This is a genomic window from Micromonospora sp. BQ32 (assembly GCF_059358895.1).
In genome coordinates this window covers 248,266-270,136 of the sequence record NZ_JCADBI010000003.1, presented here as the reverse complement: position 1 = coordinate 270,136, position 21,871 = coordinate 248,266, and the positions used below count along the sequence as shown (strand labels likewise).

At 71.7% G+C, this 21,871-nt stretch carries 15 protein-coding genes; 12 read left to right on the top strand and 3 right to left on the bottom strand.

Features of this window, described 5'->3' with window-relative positions; translation table 11 throughout:
* Window positions 1-30: 30 nt before the first annotated feature.
* Entirely contained in the window at window positions 31-4,095 is a 4,065-nt protein-coding gene (hrpA, locus tag AC5L30_RS08170) for an ATP-dependent RNA helicase HrpA (protein ID WP_494866298.1), read from the top strand.
* Between the two features lie 57 nt (window positions 4,096-4,152).
* On the opposite strand, the gene AC5L30_RS08165 is transcribed toward hrpA, so the two are convergent.
* Window positions 4,153-5,085: a LysR family transcriptional regulator gene (locus tag AC5L30_RS08165; protein ID WP_494866297.1), complete on the bottom strand. Its 933-nt coding sequence runs from the start codon at window positions 5,083-5,085 to the stop codon at window positions 4,153-4,155.
* An 83-nt stretch (window positions 5,086-5,168) separates the two neighbouring features.
* Between AC5L30_RS08165 and AC5L30_RS08160 the strand changes: the two genes are divergently transcribed.
* The 7 genes from AC5L30_RS08160 (at window position 5,169) to AC5L30_RS08130 (ending at window position 14,280) form a co-directional block, all read left to right on the top strand.
* A complete protein-coding gene (locus tag AC5L30_RS08160) occupies window positions 5,169-5,852 on the top strand; it encodes a succinate dehydrogenase cytochrome b subunit (protein ID WP_494866557.1) in 684 nt (227 codons plus the stop codon).
* Between the two features lies 1 nt (window position 5,853).
* Window positions 5,854-7,791 carry a fumarate reductase/succinate dehydrogenase flavoprotein subunit gene (locus AC5L30_RS08155; protein ID WP_494866296.1) on the top strand — a complete coding sequence of 646 codons (1,938 nt, stop codon included), beginning with the start codon at window positions 5,854-5,856 and terminating at the stop codon, window positions 7,789-7,791.
* Window positions 7,788-8,552 carry a succinate dehydrogenase/fumarate reductase iron-sulfur subunit gene (locus AC5L30_RS08150; RefSeq protein ID WP_091401529.1) on the top strand — a complete coding sequence of 255 codons (765 nt, stop codon included), beginning with the start codon at window positions 7,788-7,790 and terminating at the stop codon, window positions 8,550-8,552. The genes AC5L30_RS08155 and AC5L30_RS08150 overlap by 4 nt, the downstream gene beginning before the upstream one ends.
* Window positions 8,553-9,713: 1,161 nt before the next feature.
* The gene (locus tag AC5L30_RS08145) at window positions 9,714-10,898 is read left to right on the top strand and encodes a zinc-dependent alcohol dehydrogenase (RefSeq protein ID WP_494866556.1); all 1,185 of its coding nucleotides are present in this window, start codon (window positions 9,714-9,716) and stop codon (window positions 10,896-10,898) included.
* Window positions 10,899-10,962: 64 nt separating this feature from the next.
* Window positions 10,963-11,883 carry an SDR family NAD(P)-dependent oxidoreductase gene (locus AC5L30_RS08140; protein ID WP_494866295.1) on the top strand — a complete coding sequence of 307 codons (921 nt, stop codon included), beginning with the start codon at window positions 10,963-10,965 and terminating at the stop codon, window positions 11,881-11,883.
* A 112-nt stretch (window positions 11,884-11,995) separates the two neighbouring features.
* Entirely contained in the window at window positions 11,996-13,000 is a 1,005-nt protein-coding gene (locus AC5L30_RS08135) for a serine hydrolase (protein ID WP_494866294.1), read from the top strand.
* 125 nt (window positions 13,001-13,125) lie between these two features.
* Window positions 13,126-14,280, top strand: a complete 1,155-nt coding sequence (locus AC5L30_RS08130) for an MBL fold metallo-hydrolase (RefSeq protein WP_494866293.1) — start codon at window positions 13,126-13,128, stop codon at window positions 14,278-14,280.
* Between the two features lie 48 nt (window positions 14,281-14,328).
* Here the strand turns inward: AC5L30_RS08130 and AC5L30_RS08125 are convergent, their stop codons facing one another.
* Window positions 14,329-15,840 carry a deoxyguanosinetriphosphate triphosphohydrolase family protein gene (locus AC5L30_RS08125; RefSeq protein WP_494866292.1) on the bottom strand — a complete coding sequence of 504 codons (1,512 nt, stop codon included), beginning with the start codon at window positions 15,838-15,840 and terminating at the stop codon, window positions 14,329-14,331.
* A 116-nt stretch (window positions 15,841-15,956) separates the two neighbouring features.
* Here AC5L30_RS08125 and AC5L30_RS08120 point away from each other — a divergent pair, with 116 nt between their 5' ends.
* The 3 genes from AC5L30_RS08120 to AC5L30_RS08110 all read left to right on the top strand — a co-directional run bounded on the left by AC5L30_RS08120 (window position 15,957) and on the right by AC5L30_RS08110 (window position 20,051).
* Entirely contained in the window at window positions 15,957-18,479 is a 2,523-nt protein-coding gene (locus AC5L30_RS08120) for a Tex family protein (protein WP_494866291.1), read from the top strand.
* Window positions 18,480-18,683: 204 nt separating this feature from the next.
* Window positions 18,684-19,568, top strand: coding sequence for an aminoglycoside phosphotransferase family protein (locus AC5L30_RS08115; protein WP_494866555.1), 885 nt, complete (start codon window positions 18,684-18,686; stop codon window positions 19,566-19,568).
* A gap of 24 nt (window positions 19,569-19,592) precedes the next feature.
* Window positions 19,593-20,051: a hypothetical protein gene (locus AC5L30_RS08110; protein ID WP_494866290.1), complete on the top strand. Its 459-nt coding sequence runs from the start codon at window positions 19,593-19,595 to the stop codon at window positions 20,049-20,051.
* Here AC5L30_RS08110 and AC5L30_RS08105 read toward each other — a convergent pair.
* A complete protein-coding gene (locus AC5L30_RS08105) occupies window positions 19,990-20,928 on the bottom strand; it encodes a DUF389 domain-containing protein (RefSeq protein WP_494866289.1) in 939 nt (312 codons plus the stop codon). The genes AC5L30_RS08110 and AC5L30_RS08105 overlap by 62 nt on opposite strands.
* Window positions 20,929-21,168: 240 nt before the next feature.
* On the opposite strand from AC5L30_RS08105, the gene AC5L30_RS08100 reads away from it, so the two are divergent.
* Window positions 21,169-21,852 carry a sugar transferase gene (locus tag AC5L30_RS08100; RefSeq protein WP_494866288.1) on the top strand — a complete coding sequence of 228 codons (684 nt, stop codon included), beginning with the start codon at window positions 21,169-21,171 and terminating at the stop codon, window positions 21,850-21,852.
* Window positions 21,853-21,871 lie beyond the last annotated feature (19 nt).

Here is a 21,871-nt window from a genome sequence, read left to right as displayed (position 1 = left end):
GCCGCCGGGCTGCCTATCCTTGGGCACGACATGCAGAATCCAACCGCCTCCGTCGCGTCCGACCCCGTTCGCGAGCTGCACCGCCGCCTCACACCTCTGATGTTCCGCGACCAGCGCCGGCTCCAGCGGCGGCTGGACGGTGCCCGCAAGCTGCGCGACCCGCAGCGTCGGGAGGCGGCGCTGACCGAGATCACCGCCGACCTGGTCCGGGCCGAGCAACGGCTCGCCGCCCGCCAGGCGGCGGTGCCCGTGATCACGTACCCGGTGGGTCTGCCGGTCAGTGAGCGCAAGGACGACATCGCCGCCGCCATCCGCGATCACCAGGTGGTGATCGTGGCGGGTGAGACCGGCTCCGGCAAGACCACCCAGATTCCCAAGATCTGCCTGGAGCTGGGGCGCGGGGTGCACGGCCTGATCGGGCACACCCAGCCCCGGCGGTTGGCCGCCCGGACGGTGGCCGACCGGATCGCCGACGAGCTGGGCACCGAGTTGGGCGACGTGGTCGGCTACAAGGTGCGCTTCACCGACCAGGTCAGCGAGCGCAGCCTGGTGAAGCTGATGACCGACGGCATCCTGCTGGCCGAGTTGCAGACCGACCGGATGCTGCGCCAGTACGACACGCTGATCATCGACGAGGCGCACGAGCGCAGCCTCAACATCGACTTCATCCTCGGGTACCTGCGGGAGCTGCTGCCCCGACGACCCGACCTCAAGGTGATCATTACCTCGGCGACCATCGAGACCGACCGGTTCGCCCGGCACTTCGCCGGCGCACCCACCGCCGACGAGCCGGAGGGCGTGCCCGCGCCGGTGGTCGAGGTGTCGGGGCGCACCTACCCGGTGGAGGTGCGCTACCGGCCCCTCGTCGAGCTGGCCGAGGGCGAGGAGGACGGCGACGGCGACGAGGAGAACGTCCGCGACCAGATCCAGGCGATCGGCGACGCCGTCGAGGAGCTGGCCGCCGAGGGCCCCGGCGACATCCTGGTCTTCCTCAGCGGTGAGCGGGAGATCCGGGACACCGCCGACGCGCTGGGCAAGCTGGTGCAGAAGAAACGCTCGCTGCTCGGCACCGAGATCCTGCCGCTGTACGCCCGGCTCTCCAGCGCCGAGCAGCACCGGGTCTTCGCCGCGCACTCCTCGCGCCGGGTGGTGCTCGCCACCAACGTCGCGGAGACCTCGCTGACCGTGCCCGGGATCAAGTACGTGGTGGACCCGGGCACCGCCCGCATCTCCCGCTACTCCAGTCGGCTCAAGGTGCAGCGGCTGCCGATCGAGCCGATCTCCCAGGCCTCGGCCAACCAGCGCAAGGGCCGGTGCGGCCGGACCTCGGACGGCATCTGCATCCGCCTCTACGACGAGCAGGACTTCCTCTCCCGGCCCGAGTTCACCGACCCGGAGATCCTGCGGACCAACCTGGCGTCGGTCATCCTCCAGATGACCGCGATCGGGCTCGGCGACCTCGCCGCGTTCCCGTTCATCGACCCGCCGGACAAGCGCAACATCACCGACGGCGTCAACCTGCTGCACGAGCTGGGCGCGTTGGACCCGACCGAGGCGGACCCGGCGAAGCGGCTCACCGCGCTCGGCCGGCGGCTGGCCCAACTGCCGGTCGACCCGCGGCTGGCCCGGATGGTGGTCGAGGGCGAACGTAACGGCTGCGCCACCGAGGTGCTGGTGATCGCCGCCGCGCTCTCCATCCAGGACCCGCGGGAGCGGCCGGCGGAGAAGCAGGCCCAGGCGGACCAGGCGCACGCGCGGTTCGCCGACAAGGAGTCGGACTTCGTCGCCTACCTCAACCTGTGGCGTTATCTGCGCGAGCAGCAGCGGGAGCTCTCCTCCAGCGCGTTCCGCCGGATGTGCAAGGCGGAGTACCTGAACTACCTGCGCATCCGCGAGTGGCAGGACATCGTCAGCCAACTGCGCCAGGTGCTGCGTACCCCGTCAGACGGCGACCGGCGTGGTGGGCGGCCGGCGCGCGACACCTCGGACGACGCGGACGCCGGCCGGGGCCGCCGGGGTGGCGCGGACCTGCCGGAGGAGATCGACACTCCGAAGGTGCACCAGTCGCTGCTGCCCGGCCTGCTGTCGCACATCGGCCTCAAGGACGCCCAGAAACACGAGTACCTGGGGGCGCGGGGCGCGAAGTTCGCGCTCTTCCCCGGGTCGGCGCTGTTCAAGAAGCCGCCGCGCTGGGTGATGGCCGCCGAGCTGGTGGAGACCTCCCGGCTGTGGGGGCGCATCGCCGGCCGGGTCGAGCCGGAGTGGGTCGAGCCGCTGGCGCAGCACCTGGTCAAGCGCAGCTACAGCGAGCCGCACTGGGAGAAGAAGCAGGCCGCGGTGATGGCCTACGAGAAGGTCACCCTGTACGGCGTTCCGCTGGTCAGCTCCCGCAAGGTCAACTTTGGCCGGATCGACCCGACGCTGAGCCGGGAGCTGTTCATCCGGCACGCGCTCGTCGAGGGCGACTGGCAGACCCACCACCAGTTCTGGGCGGACAACAAGCGGCTGCTCGCCGAGATCGAGGAGTTGGAGAGCCGGGCCCGACGCCGGGACATCCTGGTCGACGACGAGACCATCTTCGGCTTCTACGACCAGCGGATCCCGGCCGACGTGTCCTCCGGCCGGCACTTCGACAGCTGGTGGAAGAAGACCCGTCGCGAGCAACCCGACCTGCTCACCTTCACCCGCGACCTGCTGATCAACGACGGCCGGCCGGGGGTGGACGAGGACGACTACCCGGACGAGTGGCAGGCCGACGGGGTGAGCCTGCCACTGACCTACCGGTTCGAGCCGGGCACACCGGACGACGGCGTCACCGTGGACATCCCGTTGCCGCTGCTCAACCAGGTGCCGGCGGAGAGCTTCGACTGGCAGGTGCCGGGGCTGCGCGAGGAGACGGTGATCGCGCTGATCCGCTCGCTGCCCAAGGCGATCCGCCGCAACTTCGTCCCGGTGCCGGACTACGCCCGGGCCGCCCTGGCGGCGACCACGCCCGGCGAGGAGTCGCTGCTGGACGCGCTCACCCGGCAGCTGCGCCGGATGACCGGGGTGACCGTGCCCCGCGACGCCTGGGAGCCGGGCAAGCTGCCGGCGCACCTGCGGGTGACCTTCCGGGTCCTCGGTGACGACGAGAAGCCGGTCGCCGAGGGCAAGGATCTGCCGGCCCTGCAACGCCAGCTGCGCCAGGAGGTACGCCAGGTGGTGGCGGCCGCCGCGCCGGAGGTGGCCCGTACCGGGCTGCGTGAGTGGAGCATCGGCACCCTGCCCCGGACCATCGAGCAGGTCCGCGCCGGATACGCGGTCACCGCGTACCCGGCGCTCGTCGACGAGGGCGTCACGGTCGGGGTGAGGGTGTTCGACTCCCCCGCCGAGGCGGAGGCGGCGCACTGGGCCGGCACCCGCCGGCTGCTGCGGCTCACCGTGCCGTCCCCGGCGCGGTTCCTTCAGGGGCGGCTGGACAACGAGGCGAAGCTGGCGCTGAGCCGCAACCCGCACGGCGGTGTCCAGGAGTTGATCGAGGACGCGGCGGGCGCGGCCATCGACCGGCTGATCGGCGCGGCCGGCGGGCCGGCGTGGGACGCCGACGGTTTCGCGGCCCTGCGCGAGAAGGTCCGCGCCGACCTGGTCGACACCGTCGTCGAGGTGATGGACCGGGTCCGCAAGGTCCTCGCCGCCGCGTACGCCGTCGAGCAGCGGCTCGGCGCGACCCGCAACCTCGCCGTGGTGGCGGCGCTGGCCGACATCCGCAGCCAGCTCGCCGGGCTGGTGCACGCCGGTTTCATCACCGAGGCCGGGTACGCGCGCCTGCCCGACCTGCTGCGCTACCTCACCGCCATCGAGCGCCGGCTGGACCGGCTGGGCGGCAACCCGCAGCGCGACCGCCAGCAGCAGGACCGGATCGCGGTGGTGCAGAAGGAGTACGCCGACCTGCTCGCCAACCTGCCGCCGGCCCGCCGGCAGGAGACGGCCGTCCGGCAGATCCGCTGGATGATCGAGGAGCTGCGGGTGAACGTCTTCGCCCAGGCGTTGGGCACCCCGTACCCCGTCTCCGAGCAGCGGATCTACCGGGCGATGGACGACGCCGAGGGCCGCTGAGCCCGGCGGCCGGGCCGCTGCCTGCCTCTTCGCGGCGGCGGCCTCGGCCGAGTCAGATCAGGTCAGTGGCTCGACGCCGGGGGGCAGTTCGCCGAGGTCGATCGCCGACTGGATGTAGTCGAGCAGGATGCGCCGAAGCTCCCGACCGGCGTGGGTGGGTACCACGTCGCGTCGGCGGGCCACCGCGATGGTCCGCCGCACCCCGGGCGGGGCGAGGGGGGTGATCCGCACGCCCGGCCGGCGGGCCAGCACGATGCCGGGCACGAGCGCGATGCCGAGCCCCGCCTCGACGAAGCTGAGCACCGCGTCCATCTCGCCGCCGTCCACCGCGAAGGTGGGTTCGAAGCCCGCCTCCCGGCACGCCTGGATGGTCGCGTCGCGCAGGTCGTACCCCTCCCGGAACATCACCATCGGCTGGTCCTGCAGGTCGGTGATGCGCAGCTCCCCGGTCGTCGACGCGGTCGCCACCTCCCCCACCGAGGCCACCACCAGGCTCTCCCGCAGGATCGGGTCGACCCGCAGCCCCGGGTCGGCGCCCTGCGCCGGCATGATGATCAGGGCGAGGTCGAGGTCGCCGCGGAGCAGGTCGCGCACGAGATCCTGGGAGCCGCCCTCCTCGACGCGCAGGTCGATGGTGGGGTGCGCGTCGCGGAACCGGCGCAGCACCGGCGGGGCGAGCGAGGTGGCCAGACTCGGGGTGGCCCCGAGCCGGACCCGGCCCCGGCGCAGCCCGACCAACTCCTGGACCTCCCGGGTCGCGGTCTCCACGTCGGCGAGGATCCGGGTGGCCAACGGCAGCAGCACCTCACCCGCCGCGGTGAGTGCGATGTTGCCCCTTACCCGCTCGAAGAGCGGGGCACCGAGGTCGGCCTCCAGAGCGTGAATTTGCTTACTGAGCGAGGGCTGCGTGATGCCCACGATGTCGGCGGCTTGGGTAAAATGTCGTACTTCGGCTACCGCGACGAAGTACCGAAGCTGATGGAGCTGCATCTAAATAGCCTACGGCTATCAACACTGCGAGTTTGATGCATTGGACGACTGATCGAAGTGCTCCTAGCGTCGGTCGTGTGGTAATCACGAAAACTCGGTCGCCCATCCGCTCGAACGTCGGCCTCAAGGCCGTCATGGCGGTGACGGGCATCCTGCTGGCGCTGTTCCTCATCGCCCACATGCTCGGGAACCTGAAGGTGTTCACGGGGGAGACCTCGTTCGACCACTACGCGCACTGGCTGCGCGACATCGGCAAGCCACTGCTGCCCGGCGTCTGGTTCCTCTGGATCCTGCGCACCGTGCTGGTCGTGGCGGTCGTCGCCCACATCGTGGCCGCCACCGTGCTGGCCCGGCGGGCCCGCGCCGCCCGCCCGGTGAAGTACGCCCACCGCAAGAAGGTCAACGGCAGCTACGCGGCCCGCACGATGCGCTGGGGTGGCGTGATCATCCTGCTCTTCGTGATCTACCACCTGCTGGACCTGACCACCGGCACGCTGAACCCGGTCGGCGACCCCAGCAAGCCGTACGGCAACGTCGTCGCCGACTTCGCCCCGGAGCGCTGGTACGTCACGCTCTTCTACACGCTCGCCATCCTCGCGGTGGGCTTCCACCTGCGCCACGGCGCGTTCAGCGCGTTCCGCAGCCTCGGCCAGCAGACGCCGCGCGGCGAGCGCAGGGCGCGTACCGCGGCTCTGATCTTCGCCGTGCTGCTCTGCGCCGGGTACCTGGTGGTCCCGTTCGCCGTACTCACCGGATTGGTGTCCTGACATGGAACTCTTCACCGAGGGCGACCCGATCGCCGACACCAAGGCTCCCGCCGGCCCGGTCGAGAAGCGTTGGGAAAACCGGCGCTTCGAGGCCAAGCTGGTCAACCCCGCCAACCGCCGCAAGATGACGGTGATCGTGGTCGGCACCGGCCTGGCCGGCGGCTCGGCCGCGGCGACCCTGGCCGAGCAGGGCTACCACGTCAAGTCCTACTGCTACCAGGACAGCCCGCGCCGGGCGCACTCCATCGCCGCGCAGGGCGGCATCAACGCGGCGAAGAACTACCGCAACGACGGCGACTCCGTGCACCGGCTCTTCTACGACACCGTCAAGGGCGGCGACTTCCGCTCCCGGGAGTCGAACGTGCACCGGCTCGCCGAGGTGTCGGTCAACATCATCGACCAGTGCGTCGCGCAGGGGGTGCCGTTCGCCCGCGAGTACGGCGGCCTGCTGGACACCCGCTCCTTCGGTGGCGCCCAGGTGCAGCGCACCTTCTACGCCCGGGGCCAGACGGGCCAGCAGCTGCTGCTCGGCGCGTACCAGGCCCTGGAGCGGCAGATCGGCCTGGGCAACGTCGAGATGAACGCCCGGCACGAGATGCTGGAGCTGGTCCTGGTGGACGGCAAGGCCCGGGGCATCGTCGTCCGGGACCTGGTCACCGGCGAGATCAGCACCGAGATGGCCGACGCCGTGGTGCTCGCCTCCGGCGGCTACGGCAACGTCTTCTACCTCTCCACCAACGCCAAGGGCTGCAACGTCACCGCCACCTGGCGCGCGCACCGCAAGGGCGCGTACTTCGCCAACCCGTGCTACACGCAGATCCACCCGACCTGCATCCCGGTCTCCGGCGACCACCAGTCGAAGCTGACCCTGATGAGCGAGTCGCTGCGCAACGACGGCCGGGTCTGGGTGCCGAAGATCAAGGGTGACGACCGCAGCCCGAAGGACATTCCGGAGGACGAGCGGGACTACTACCTGGAGCGGATCTACCCCTCCTTCGGCAACCTGGTCCCCCGCGACATCGCCTCCCGCGCCGCCAAGAACGTGTGCGACGAGGGTCGGGGCGTCGGGCCGACCAAGCTCGGCGTCTACCTCGACTTCGCCGACGCGATCGGCCGGCTGGGCCGCAAGGCCATCGAGGCCAAGTACGGCAACCTCTTCGAGATGTACGAGCGGATCACCGGCGAGGACCCGTACGAGGTGCCGATGCGGATCTACCCCGCCGTGCACTACACGATGGGCGGCCTGTGGGTCGACTACGACCTCCAGTCGAACATCCCCGGCCTGTTCGTGATCGGCGAGGCGAACTTCTCCGACCACGGCGCGAACCGGCTCGGCGCCTCGGCGCTGATGCAGGGCCTCGCCGACGGCTACTTCGTGCTGCCCACCACCATCGCCAACTACCTGGCCTCCGGTCCGCTGGAGAAGGTCGACGCCAGCCACCCGGCGGCGGTCGAGGCGCGTACCGACGTCGAGGACCGCGTCCAGCGGCTGCTCGCGGTCGACGGCGACCGGACCGTGGACTCGTTCCACCGGGAACTGGGCCAGATCATGTGGGAACACTGCGGCATGGAGCGCAGCGAGGCCGGGCTGCGCAAGGCGATCGACGAGATCCGCGCCCTGCGCGAGCAGTTCTGGCAGCGGGTCAAGGTGTCCGGCACCGGCGAGGAACTCAACCAGTCGCTGGAGAAGGCCGGCCGGGTGGCCGACTTCTTCGAGCTGGCCGAGCTGATGTGCATCGACGCCCTGCACCGCGAGGAGTCCTGTGGCGGCCACTTCCGGGCCGAGCACCAGACCCCCGACGGTGAGGCGCAGCGCGACGACGACCGGTTCGCGTACGTGGCGGCCTGGGAGTTCACCGCCGACGGTGAGCCCTCGGTGCTGCACAAGGAAGACCTGAAGTTCGAATACGTCCACCCCACGCAGCGGAGCTACAAGTGAACCTGACCCTGCGCATCTGGCGCCAGAAGGGCCCTGAGGACAAGGGTCGGATGGTGACCTACCCGGTCGACGACGTGTCCCCGGACATGTCGTTCCTGGAGATGCTCGACGTGCTCAACGAGCGGCTGATCCTCGCGGGCGAGGACCCGGTGGCGTTCGACCACGACTGCCGTGAGGGCATCTGCGGCATGTGCGGCCTGATGATCAACGGCGACGCGCACGGGCCGCAGCGCGGCACCACCGCGTGTCAGCTGCACATGCGGCAGTTCAAGGACGGCGAGACGATCGACATCGAGCCGTGGCGGGCCAGTGCCTTCCCGGTCGTCAAGGACCTGGTCGTCAACCGGAGCGCCTTCGACAAGATCATCGCGGCTGGCGGCTACGTCACCGCGCCGACCGGCAGCGCGCCCGAAGCCCACTCCACCCCGGTGGCCAAGGCCAACGCCGACGCCGCCTTCGAGTCGGCGGCCTGCATCGGCTGCGGCGCCTGCGTGGCGGCCTGCCCGAACGGCTCCGGCATGCTCTTCACCGCCGCCAAGCTCACCCAGCTCTCGCTCCTGCCGCAGGGCCAGCCCGAGCGCTACACCCGGGTGATCGGCATGGTCGACGCGCACGACGAGGCCGGCTTCGGCGGCTGCACCAACGCCGGCGAATGCACCCCGGCCTGCCCGAAGGGCATCCCGCTGAACACCATCGGCCGGCTCAACCGCGACTACCTCGCGGCCACCGCCAAGGGAGCCAACAACACCCCCGGTTCCTGAAGGTCCGCCGTACCGACCGCCGTATCCCCGTTTCCCAGGGGTACGGCGGTCGGCGTTCGGCCTCCCGACGGTCTCTGCTTGCGGTGGCCTTCGCTTGCGGTGGCCTTCGCTTGCGGTGGCCTTCGCTTGCGGTGGCCTTCGCTTGCGGTGGGGGTTGGGGCGACCGTCCCCGGCTCCGGGCGGTCAGGCTTGATCCCTCCGCCGGGGACGGTCGCCCCAGCCCTGACCCTGGTTACGGCTCGTCCGCACCTGCGGCCCCACCCTCGCCTCGCATCGCCGCATCTCACCGCACCGCGCCTCACCGCACCGCGCCTCACCGCGCCTTACCGCGCCTTACCTCGTCTCGCATCGCATGATCCACTCGGGTTTCAGGAAATCGGCCTGTTGCCGGGCGCCGGATACCGCGACTTCAAGGAACGCGAGTGGATCAATTCGATCTCGGCCCGAACGAGTCGCACACTAGGGCGACAAAGACTGTCAAGGCGCGCATATCGCCACCCCGACGCGCGGCTCGTTGGCTCCGCCACGAAGCGCACAAGCAATAGCCACTCACGCACCCAGCCCGCAGGCCCGAACCTGGCCCACCGACCAGGCCACGGACCGGGCCACGGACCGGGCCACGGACCGGGCCACGGACCGGGCCACGGACCGGGCCGGGAGCGGGCCGGGAGCGGGCCGCGGAGCGCACGGGTTGATCGACTCGCGTTCCTTGAAGTCGCGGTATCCGGCGCCCGGCAACAGGCCGATTTCCTGAAACCCGAGTGGATCATGTGCCGCTTGGGAGATGCAGCGGGCGCACCGGGTTGGGCTCGCTCCGAGCATGGGGCACACCAGGCACGGGCACACCGAGAGGCGGATCAGACCGAGACACGGATCAGGCCGAGAGGCGGATCAGACCGAGACACGGATCAGACCGGGATGGGGCCAAGCCGGGTACGGGCAGTGGCCACCCACGGGCTGGGGGGCGACCGTCCCCGGCGTAGGGATCAAGCCTGACCGCCCGAAACCGGGGACGGTCGCCCCCAGACCCCCACCGCAACCGCCCAAAGGCCAGAGACAGGCCAGAGACAGGCCAGGGACAGGCCAGGGACAGGCGGCAGGTTCAAGTGCCCTGGCCCGGGTAGCAGTCTTTCGAGACGGCAGTGAGAAGGGATGAGGGACATGAAGGCGCTCACCTGGCAGGGCAAGCGAGACGTACGGGTCGAGGAGGTCCCGGACCCCCGGATCGAGGAGCCGACCGATGCGATCGTGAAGATCACCTCGACCGCGATCTGCGGTTCCGACCTGCATCTGTACGAGGTGCTCGGGCCGTACCTGAAGCCGGGTGACGTCCTGGGCCACGAGCCGATGGGCATCGTCGAGGAGGTCGGCTCGGAGGTGACCGGCCTGAAGCCGGGCGATCGGGTGGTGGTGCCGTTCAACATCGCCTGCGGCAGTTGCTGGATGTGTTCGCGCCAGCTCTACGCCCAGTGCGAGACCACCCAGGTGACCAGCGAGGGCAAGGGCGCGGCCCTGTTCGGCTACACCTCGCTCTACGGTTCGGTGCCGGGCGGGCAGGCCGAGTACCTGCGCGTCCCGCAGGCCCATTTCGGGCCGATCAAGATCCCGCAGACCGGCGCCGACGAGCGTTACCTCTACCTGTCCGACATTCTGCCCACCGCCTGGCAGGCGGTGAAGTACGCGGACACCCCGCCGGGCGGCACCCTGGCCGTCTTCGGCCTGGGTCCGGTCGGTCAGTTCTGCGCGCGGATCGGCCGCCACCTCGGCGCAGGCCGGGTGATCGGGCTGGACCTGGTGCCCGAGCGGCTGGAGTTGGCCCGCCGGCACGGCATCGAGGTGCTCGACGTCAGCGAGCTGTCCGACGTGCCGGGCGCGCTGATCGACCTGGTCGACGGTCGCGGCCCGGACGCGGTGATCGACGCGGTCGGGATGGAGGCGCACGGTTCGCCGGCGGGGAAGTTGGCCCAGACCGCCGCCGGGCTGTTGCCGGACAAGCTGGCCCAGACGATGACCGACCGGGTGGGGGTGGACCGGCTGTCCGTCCTGCACGCCGCGCTCAAGGCGGTTCGCCGCGGCGGCACCGTCTCGCTCTCCGGGGTGTACGGCGGCGAGGCGGACCCGATGCCGCTGATGGAGATGTTCGACCGGGGCATCCAGCTGCGGATGGGGCAGTGTCACGTGCGCCGGTGGACCGACGAGATCTTGCCGCTGCTCTCCGGTGACGACGATCCGCTGGGTGTGGAGGACCTGCGTACCCACCGGTTGCCGCTGGCCCGGGCGCCGCAGGCGTACGAGATGTTCCAGAAGAAGGAGGACGGCTGCATCAAGGTCGTGCTCGAACCATGAGTGCGAGGAGTGCGCCGGGGTTGCGAGCCCCGCGGTCACGAATGCAGCCGGTGCCGTGAGCCGGGTGGTCGTGATCGTTGGCGCGAGCAGCGGGATCGGTCGGGCGACGGCCCGGGCGTTCGCCGAGCGCGGCGACCGGCTGGTCCTCGCCGCCCGCGCCACCACGACCCTGGCCGAGGTACGCGCGGAGTGCGCCGACGTCGACGTGCTGACCGTGCCGACCGACGTGACCGAGCCGGACGCGCTGGACGCGCTCGCGGGCGCGGCGATCGACCGCTTCGGCCGCATCGACGTGTGGGTGCACACGGCGGCGGTGATGGCCTACGGTCGCTTCGACGAGCTGCCGGAACGGGTCTTCGACCAGGTGGTGCGGACCGATCTGCTCGGTGCCGCCGGTTCGGTGCGGGTGTCGCTGCGGCACTTCCGGGACGCCGGGGCCGGCACGGTGATCCTCACCGGTTCGGTGCTCGCGCACATCACCGCGCCGTACATGAGCGCGTACGTGGCGAGCAAGTGGGGATTGCAGGGTCTGGTTCGGACGGTGCAGCAGGAGTTGCGCGACAGCCCGCAGATCCGGCTCTGCCTGGTCAACCCGGGCAGCGTGGACACTCCGGTCTACCAGCAGGCAGCCAACTACCTGGGCCGGATCGGGCGACCTCCGCCGCCGGTCACCAGCGCGCGGCGGGTGGCCCGGGCCATCGTGGACTGTGTGGACCGGCCTCGCCGGGAGGTCTCCGTGGGCCGGCTCAACGTGGTGCTGCGCGCCGGCTTCACCGTACTGCCGGGGGTCTACGACGTGTTGGTCGTTCCGTTGATGCGGGCAGCCGGTCTCAGTGGACGGTCGGTCGCCGCGCACGACGGCTCGGTCTTCGCGCCGCACCCGGCCGGCGAGGCGGTACGCGGCGGTCACCTGCCCGACCTGCGGCACCTCGTGTTCGGGTCGGTGGGTGTGGTGGGAGCCGCACTGCGCCGACGGTTCGGTTGACCTGTTCGGACTTGTTCGGGACATGTTCGGGGGCCTCGTGCGTCGATCAACTCGCCTAGGGTGGTGGGCCAGCAAGCGCTCTGGCGCACCACGATCGGGGAGACGATTGACCATGCGACTGAACCGCAGAACGGCGCTCGGCTTGGGCACGGTGGCCACGGCTGGCACGGTGCTGGGCGCCGCCGCCCCGGCGAGCGCCGCCGACGCCACCCAGGCGTCGCCGACCACCCCCGCCCGGGCCGCCCGTCGGGTCGCCTCCGTCTTCACCAAGCACAGCACCGAGGCCGGCGGCAACTGGCAGGCGTACGTCAGCGTCGCCGACCCGGCCGGTACGCCGGTGGTCGCGGTGGAGGCCGACGCGGACCGGCGGATCGAGGCGTACAGCGTCAACAAGATCGCCGTCGCCACGGCGGTGCTGGACAAGGTCGATCGCGGGCTGCTCACCCTGGACCAGCAGGTCGAGGTGAGCGCGGCGATCGTCGTACCGGGTGGTGACGGCATCTTCAGCCTGGACGGCGCGTACCCGAGCCTGGTGACCATCGGGCACGTGCTGGCCAACCTGCTGACCGTCTCGGACGACACGGCGGTGCGGCTGTGCGGGCTGGTCGCCCCGGCCGCCGAGATCAACTCCATCCTGGTCGCCAAGGGCTTCCCGAACACCCAGGTCCAGCCGGTCGCCAACCCGAACCGGTTCTTCCTCGGCACCAGCACCCCCCGGGAGACGCACGACCTGCTGCGTGCCCTGGTGGCGGGCACGCTGCTCTCCCCCGCCTCGACGACGTACCTGTTGGGCCTCCTGCGTTCCCCGGTGGCGTTCACCGACGGCATCCGGCGCACCATGTCCTCGGACGAGCGGGCCCGGATCGCCACCAAGGCCGGCTGGTACGCCGACGCCCGGCACGAGGCCGGTGTGATCTTCGACCGCTCCGGGGCGGCGGTGCTCACCTACGCGCTCTTCGCCGACGGGCAGGCCAACCCGGAGGACTTCGGCGCGACCCACCCGGCAGTGCAGGCCCGGGCTGCCATGGGCCCCAGGTTCCTGGCCGCGGTGGACCGGATCGCGGGCGTGGGCAAGACGTTCCGGATCACCGCCCGACGCCCCAGCAACGGCGGCTAGGGAACGCTCTGAATCCCGTCCCGGGTCGGTCGCCGTTGCCGGCGACCGACCCGGCGTGGCGACCACCGAGGCACGGGTCGGTCCGGGTGACTACCGTGTAGGGCGGACACGTCGGAGGGACGGCAATGGCACGAGCGCGGAGCACGGACGTCGAACGGTCGCTCGGGCGGCGGATGCGGGGCGCGGCCGGCCTGGCCGCGCTGGCCGGCCTGGCCTGGGTCGCCCGGGATGTGCCGGCGGCGCTGGGTGGCCGGCTCAGCGGGGCGCGGGCGGAACGGGCGGCCCGCTCGCCCCAGTTCCGCGAGGGCACCTTCCACAACCGGGCCGGCACCCGCACGATGGTCGCCGAGCCGGGGCGCAACCTGCTCCGCGAGCTGATCTTCGGCAAGCAGAAGCGGCATCCCACCACGCCGGTGCCGCTGCTGCGCCCCAGCGCGTCCGTGCGGCCAGGGCTCGCCGCCGACACCACCGACGAGCTCAACATCGTCTGGTACGGCCACGCCTCGACGTTGATCGAGATCGAGGGCCGGCGGGTGCTGCTCGACCCGGTGTGGAGCGACCGGTGTTCCCCGTCGGGTCTGGTCGGCCCGCGCCGGCTGCACGAGCCACCGGTGGGCATCGACGAGCTGCCCCCGCTGGACGCCATCCTGATCTCGCACGACCACTACGACCACCTCGACATGACCACCGTGCGGGCGCTGCTCGCCGGGCAGTCCGCGCCGTTCCTGGTGCCGCTCGGTGTGGGCGCGCACCTGGACCGCTGGGGCGTACCCGCCGAGCGGATCATCGAGCTGGACTGGTCCGAGTCGCACCGGGTCGCCGGCTTGGAGATCACCGCCACCGCCGCCCAGCACTTCTCCGGTCGCGGGCTGCGCCGCGACGGCACGCTCTGGAGTTCGTGGGTGGTGGCCGGGGCGCGCCGCAAGGTCTTCTACACCGGCGACTCCGGTTACTTCGACGGGTACGCCGAGATCGGCGCCGAGCACGGGCCGTTCGACGTGACGCTGATGCAGATCGGGGCGTACGACCGGGCCTGGCCGACGATTCACATGTTCCCGGAGGAGGCGGTCAGCGCCCACCTCGACCTGCGCGGCGGGCTGTTCGTGCCGGTGCACTGGGCGACGTTCAACCTGGCCCTGCACGACTGGTCCGAGCCGGTCGACCGGCTGTGGGCCGAGGCGAAGGCCCGCGACGTGCGGCTCGCCGTGCCCCGACCCGGCGAGCGGGTGGTGGTCGACGAGCCACCCGCCGTCGACGGCTGGTGGCAGGCCGTCGCCTGAGTCAGGCCACAGCCGGCACGGCCTGAGCCAGGCCACAGCCGAACCGGGTCAGAGCACGAACGCGTCGGTCCAGAGCGCGCCGGAACGGCCGGAGAGCGCGTCCAGCATGGCCACTGCCTGACCGTCGGTGAGCTGCGCGACGAAGTCCACGATGGCCCGGCCCCGGGCCCGGCCGATCCGGTCCGGGGTACGCGGGTGCAGCTCCGCCTCGGCCAACTCGACCAGGTCGTGCAGCCGGCGGGGCAGCCGGGACTCCTCCTCCGGGTCGAGCAGCCACTCCCAGAGCGCCTCGACCAGGGTGCCCAGCAGCCGGGCCTGGCCGCGCTGGTGCAGGGCGAGATCCGGGCGGGCCAGCACGAACCGGTGGTGGACGAACTTGAGCACCTGCACCTCGTGCCACTGGGCGCAGTTCAGCAGCACGTGCCCGGAGCGCACCGACGGCTGGTCGGTGACCGTGATCGCCTCGACGAAGCGGGTGGACCAGCGGGCGGAGAACCGGGCCACGTACTGCTCGGCCTCGATCGAGCCGTCGAAGGGCATCGCGAGCAGCCCGTCCACCAACTCCTCGCGGACGTGTTCGACGGCGGCGGCGAACGCGTCGTCGTCGGCGATCCAGGCGTCCTTGCGGTGCAGTTGGCGGCGTAGCCGCTCGATCGCCGCCCCGGGTCGCCGGGCTGCGGTGGCCAGCGCCGCGTCGGTGATCGCCCGGAAGTGCCCGCTCTCGCGCTGCCAGGCCATCAGCTCCGCGGAGACCGAACCCTGCTGGAGCACCCCGACCCGGTAGAAGTCCTCCACGTCGTGGATGGCGTACGCGATGTCGTCGGCGGTGTCCATCACGGACGCCTCCACGGTCTGTTGCCAGTCCGGGATGCGACCGGCGAACGGCTCCCGGGCCTGCCGCAGGTCGTCCAGCTCGGTCCGGTACGCGCCGAACTTCGACGAGCCGCTCTCCGGGTCGTCCGGCGGCGGGGTGGCGCCGCGCGGCGGCGGGTCCATGGTGCGGGGGTGCGGGTCGGGGTGGTCCAGGCGGGTCCACGGGTACTTCAACATGGCCGCGCGGACCGCCGCGGTCAGGTCCAACCCGGTGGTGGCCGCGCCGCGGATCTCGGTGCTGGTGACGATCCGGTACGACTGCGCGTTGCCCTCGAAACCGTCGGGGAGGCCGAGGCGCTGGCGGGCCAGCCGGTCCAGCACCCGCTCCCCCAGGTGCCCGAACGGTGGGTGGCCGAGGTCGTGGGCGAGCGCCGCCGCCTCCACCACGTCGGGGTCGCAGCCGCCGAGCTTGTCCAGCAGGTCACGCCACCGCTCGTCGGCGCCCAACCGCTCGGCGATCGCCCGGGCCACCTGGGCGACCTTCAGGCTGTGGGTGAGCCGGTTGTGCACCAGCAGCCCGGAGCCGACCGGGCTGATCACCTGGGTGACACCGCCGAGGCGGGCGAAGAACGGTGAGCCGACGATCCGGTCCCGGTCGGCCCGGAACGGGTTGGCCGTGAGGTCGCCGAGGGCTCGGGCGCTGCCGCCGAAGAGCCGCCGGGCGCGCGGCTCCGCAGCAGATTCCATGATCGCCACGCTAGCGCAGGCCCGACCGGACCGCTGCCGGTCACCCCGGCCGGGCACGGCGGTGCGGTCCCCGACCCGGCCGGGCGCGGCGACAGCGGCCCGGTCCGCCCGGCAGAATGCAGGCGTACCCGCTCTTTGAAGGCGGATCGAGTCGAAGGCGGATCGAGATCGTGACCCAGTCTGTTCATCAGCGGATCGCCGACGAGCTCGGCGTGGCCGAGCGTCAGGTGCGGGCGGCCGTGGAGCTGCTCGACGGCGGCGCCACCGTGCCGTTCATCGCCCGCTACCGCAAGGAGGCCACCGGCCTGCTCGACGACACCCAGCTGCGCACCCTGGAGGAGCGGCTGCGCTACCTGCGCGAGCTGGACGAGCGGCGGGCCGCGGTGCTGGAGTCGATCCGCGGCCAGGGCAAGTTGGACGAGGCGTTGGAAGCGCAGATCATGGCCGCCGACTCGAAGTCCCGGCTGGAGGACATCTACCTCCCGTACAAGCCGAAGCGGCGGACCCGGGCGCAGATCGCCCGCGAGGCCGGGTTGGCGCCGTTGGCCGAGACGCTGCTGGCCGACCCGGGTCAGGACCCGCGTGCCACCGCCGCCGGGTTCGTCGATGAGGAGAAGGGCGTCGCCGACGCCGCCGCCGCGCTGGAGGGCGCGCGGGCCATCCTGATCGAGACCTTCGCCGAGGACGCCGACCTGATCGGCACGCTGCGCGAGCAGATGTGGTCGCGGGGCCGGCTGGTTTCCCGGGTACGCGAGGGTCAGGAGGCGGCCGGCGCCAAGTTCGCCGACTACTTCGACTTCTCCGAGCCGTACCCGAAGCTGCCCTCGCACCGGATCCTGGCGATGTTCCGGGGCGAGAAGGAGGGCGTGCTCGACCTGACGATGGAGTCGGAGGAGGCGGGCGAGGCGGACGCCGTACCGACCGGCCCGACCCGGTACGAGGCGGCCATCGCCGGCCGGTTCGGGGTGTCCGACGCGGGCCGCCCGGCCGACCGCTGGCTGACCGACACGGTCCGCTGGGCGTGGCGTACCCGGATCCTCATCCACCTCGGCGCGGACCTGCGGATGCGGCTGTGGCAGGCGGCCGAGGAGGAGGCGGTGCGGGTCTTCGCCACCAACCTGCGGGACCTGCTGCTGGCCGCGCCGGCCGGCACCCGGCCCACCATGGGCCTGGACCCGGGTCTGCGGACCGGCGTGAAGGTGGCCGTGGTGGACGCCACCGGCAAGGTGGTCGCCACCGACACCATCTACCCGCACGAGCCGCGCCGGCAGTGGGACGCGTCGGTGGAGACCCTCGCCCGGCTGGCCGGGGCGCACGGGGTGGAGCTGATCGCCATCGGCAACGGCACCGCCTCGCGTGAGACCGACAAGCTCGCCGGTGAGCTGATCGCCCGGCACCCGCAGCTCAACCTGACCAAGGTGATGGTGTCCGAGGCTGGCGCGTCGGTCTACTCGGCCTCGGCGTACGCCTCGCAGGAGCTGCCCGGGATGGACGTGTCGCTGCGCGGCGCGGTCTCCATCGCCCGCCGCCTCCAGGACCCCCTCGCGGAGCTGGTCAAGATCGATCCGCGCTCGATCGGGGTCGGTCAGTACCAGCACGACCTGTCCGAGGTGAAGCTGTCCCGGTCGCTGGACGCGGTCGTGGAGGACTGCGTCAACGCGGTCGGGGTGGACGTCAACACCGCCTCCGCGCCGCTGCTGACCCGGGTCTCCGGGATCGGCGCCGGCCTGGCCGAGAACATCGTGCTGCACCGGGACGCCAATGGACCTTTCCGCTCGCGTACCGAGCTGAAGAAGGTGGCCCGGCTCGGGCCGAAGGCGTTCGAGCAGTGCGCCGGCTTCCTGCGCATCCCGGACGGCGACGACCCGCTGGACTCCTCCAGCGTGCACCCCGAGGCGTACCCGGTGGTGCGCCGCATCCTCTCCACCACGGGGCAGGACCTGCGCTCGGTGATCGGTAAGAGCGGCATCCTGCGCGGGCTGCGGGCCACCGACTTCGTCGACGACCGGTTCGGCCTCCCCACCGTCACCGACATTCTCGCCGAGTTGGAGAAGCCGGGCCGGGATCCCCGCCCGGAGTTCCGCACCGCCACCTTCGTGGAAGGGGTGGAGAAGATCAGCGATCTGACGCCGGGGATGGTGCTGGAGGGAGTGGTCACCAACGTGGCCGCGTTCGGCGCGTTCGTCGACGTCGGGGTGCACCAGGACGGTCTGGTGCACGTCTCGGCGATGTCCCGGACCTTCGTGAAGGACCCCCGCGAGGTGGTGAAGTCCGGCGACGTGGTCAAGGTCCGGGTGCTCGACGTGGACGTACCGCGTAAGCGCATCTCGCTGACCCTGCGCCTGGACGACGAACCCCCCGCCGCTGGTGGTGGCGGCAGCCGGACCGGCCAGGAGGGTCGGGGCCCGGCGCAACGCGCGCCACAGGGCGGTCGCGGCGGCCAGGGCGCCTCCGGTGGACCGCAGGGTGGTCGCGGCGGACAGCAGGGTGGTCGCGGCGGACAGCAGGGCGGTCGCGGCGGGCAGGGTGGTCGCGGCGGCGGACAGCCGGGCGGTCGTGGCGGGCAGCAGCGGCAGGGCGCACCGGCGCCGGCCAATGACGCGATGGCGGAGGCGCTACGCCGCGCCGGATTGGCCTGACGGTCAGCCAGCGCGAGGCGCCGGGATGCCGCCGAGCGGACGGGCATCCCGGCGCCTCGCCTGAGAGCCTCTGCCGGCGGTCACCACCGGAACGCCGAGGCCAACCCTGGCGCGGGAAGCGGGCGGCGCGGGAAGCAGCGGCACGGGCGGCGGGAAATGCGCTCGCGTGGCCGTGAGGTTCGGGGTGATGATCTCGCGGTGAGGATGCACGCCGATCAGGTGGACGTGAGCGTGGACGTGGTTTCCGCGCTGGTGGCCGAACAGTTTCCGCGGTGGCGGGGCCTGCCGGTCCGACCGCTCCCCTCGACCGGCACCGTGAACGCTCTGTTCCGACTCGGCCCGGACGTCGTGCTGCGGTTTCCGCTGCTCCCCTCGACCAATCCCGAGCTGCGCGCCGAGCTGCGGCGCGAGCAGGAGTACGCGGTGCTGCTCGGCGGGCACCTGCCGGTCGAGGTGCCCGAACCGCTCGGTCTCGGCGAGCCGGGCGACGGGTATCCGGGGCCGTGGACGGCGTACCGGTTCATCGCGGGTGAGACGGCCCAGCTCGACCGGATCGGCGACCTCGACGTCTTCGCCGGTGACCTGGCCAGCGTGGTGACGGCGCTGCGCGGCATCGACACCGGCGGGCGGGTCTGGTCCGGGAACGGGCGCGGCGGGCGGCTGGCCGCCGAGGACACCGACGTACGAGCCGCACTCGCGCTCAGCGGCGCGCTCACCGACACCGCCGCGCTCACCGAGGTGTGGGAGCGGTGCCGGGACGCGCGCCGCGACGACCCCGCCGACGTGTGGATTCACGGCGATCTGATGCCGGGGAACCTGCTGGTCCGTGATGGCCGGCTGGCCGCGGTCATCGATCTGGGCGCGGTCGGCGTGGGCGACCCCGCGGTGGACCTGATGCCGGCGTGGAACCTGTTCGACGCGGGTTCCCGGGAGACGTACCGGCGGGCGTTGGGCGTGGACGACGCGACCTGGGAGCGGGGGCGCGGCTGGGCCCTGGCGCAGGCGATCAACGCGCTGCCGTACTACGTCGAGACCAACCCCGTGATGGCCGGCATCGCCCGGCACACGCTGCGGGCCGTACTCGACTGAGTCGGCTCGCGTACCGTCGGCGTCGTGGGTGAGCGAGACGGCCGGGAGTGGCGGGATCAGCAGCGGCAGGCGGTGCGGGCGCACGCCGACGCGGACGCGCGGCGGCGGGCCGCCGAGCACGCGGAGGCGGCGGACCTGGTGGCCTGGTTCGTGGCCGAGGCGACCCGGCGAGGGTTGCGCACCACCCGACTGGTCGCCCGGGGTTACGACGGGCGCGGACGCTACCGGACCAGGCTGACCGGCTGGTACGTCGACCGCGCCCAGACCCGGGCGGTTGACGTGGATGGCCGGTTCCACCTGCTGACCGTGCCAGGCGGTCTGCGGGCCCGGCTGTTCGGCGTCGATCCGGAGCCCAGCCCGGCGCCGTTGATCGTCGGCGCGGGTGGTCGCGACGGTGAGTCGATCCCGCTGCGGACGCTGCTCACCCGGTTGCTGGGCGACGGGCCAGGCGCCACCACCACGCCTGCTGGACCACGAGGGTGAGCAGCCCGGCGAGGACGATCGCGCACAGGTTGATCACCAGTTGGAGCGCCGAACCACCCGCTTCGTCCCACGCTCCGTAGGCGGCCGCTACCGCCACGTTCGCCGCCGCCGGAACGGTGGTGACCGAGATCAGCACGCCGACGAGGCTGCCGGACTTCTTCGACGTCAGCGAGATCATGCCGGCGACACCGGCGAGTAGACCGACCACCCAGGACAGCGCGTCCGGCCGCCAGATGAAGTCGGTGAGCGGACGTTCGGCGAGCAGCATCTCCCGACTGACCAGGCCGGCGGCGGTCAGCGCCCAGGTGCTCAGCACGGTCGCCACCATGGCCGCCAGGAAGCCGACCGCGAGAGCCTGCACCGAGCGGCCGACCACCCCGAGTTGGCGGCGCAGCAGCGCCACGCAGAGCGCGGCGAGAGGGCCGAACTCCGGACCGACCACCATCGCCCCGACGATGAGGATCGGCTGGTCCAGCAGCACACCGATGCCGGCGATCATGGTTGCCACCACGATCAGCACGAGGTAGGTGCCGGACAGTTCGGTCTGCTCGCCGGTCTTCGCGGCGATCTCGTCCCAGACCACCGCGTCCGCTCCGCTGCCCGGCGCCCTGTCCGCCGCCCGGTCGGCCGCCGCGGAGATGGTCAGCTCGACGTCTTCGGCCGCGATGCCGCCGCTGGTGTCCACGCCGATCCGCTGCAACTTGCCCAGTACGCGGTCGGCGCTCTCCCGCACCACGTCACAGAGGATGAGGTCACCCTGTGGCTGCCGGGCAGCACCGGGCAGCACGGCCAGATGGGTCACCCCGGCCTCGGCGGCGAGGAGGTCGACGACCTCCGCCGACCGGTCCGCCGGGGCGATCACCCTCAGGTGCAGCACGTCATCTCCCTCGCCCGACCGGCCAGTTCTCTCCTCGCCCGACCGGCCGTCGCGACTCTACCGCTCGGTCCAATGGCCGCAAGAGCTGCACAAGGTCACGGATCTAGCCGTGTCCGACTACGAGGTTTCGGGGTTGATCGGGGGAATGCGGACCGACCGTCGGTATTCAGCATCGCCATACGGTCTGTCCTGGTATGACGGAATCATACCTTTTGTGGATGTCTTCTGGGAGGTCACAACGTGCCGGTGCCTGGTGGTCTCGTCGACGCCGACCTGTCGCTGCCCCGAACCAGCCCGGGGAGGGGCAAGCGAATCATCGACGTCGTCGTGGCGGCGGTTCTTCTCGTCCTGGCGTCACCGGCGTTGATCGTGGTGACGGTGCTGGTCGCGGTGGGTCTCGGCCGGCCAGTGCTGTTCCGTCAGTGCCGCATCGGACTGCACGACCAGCCCTTCGAGGTGGTCAAGTTCCGCACGATGCGGCCGCCCAAATACGGCCTGGTCGGCGACGGCGACCGACTCACTCCACTGGGACGCTGGCTGCGCGCCACCAGCCTGGACGAGCTGCCCACGCTCTGGAACGTGCTACGCGGCGACATGAGCCTGGTGGGCCCCCGCCCGTTGCTGCCGGAATACCTCGATCGCTACACCACCAGCCAGGCTCGCCGGCATGAGGTACGGCCCGGTGTCACCGGGCTGGCCCAGGTGCGCGGCCGCAACAGCCTGAGCTGGGAGGAGAAGCTGGACCTCGACGTGCAGTACGTCGACAGCCGCAACCTCCGACTTGACCTGTCGATCCTGGTCGCGACCGCGCGCACCGTGCTGCGCCGCGAGGGCATCAACGCCGCCGGGTCCGCGACCATGCCGGAGTTCCTCGGCACGCACCGACGCCCGGCACCCCCGCAGCGGGATCAGACACCGGCATGACCATCCCTCAGGGAGCCGG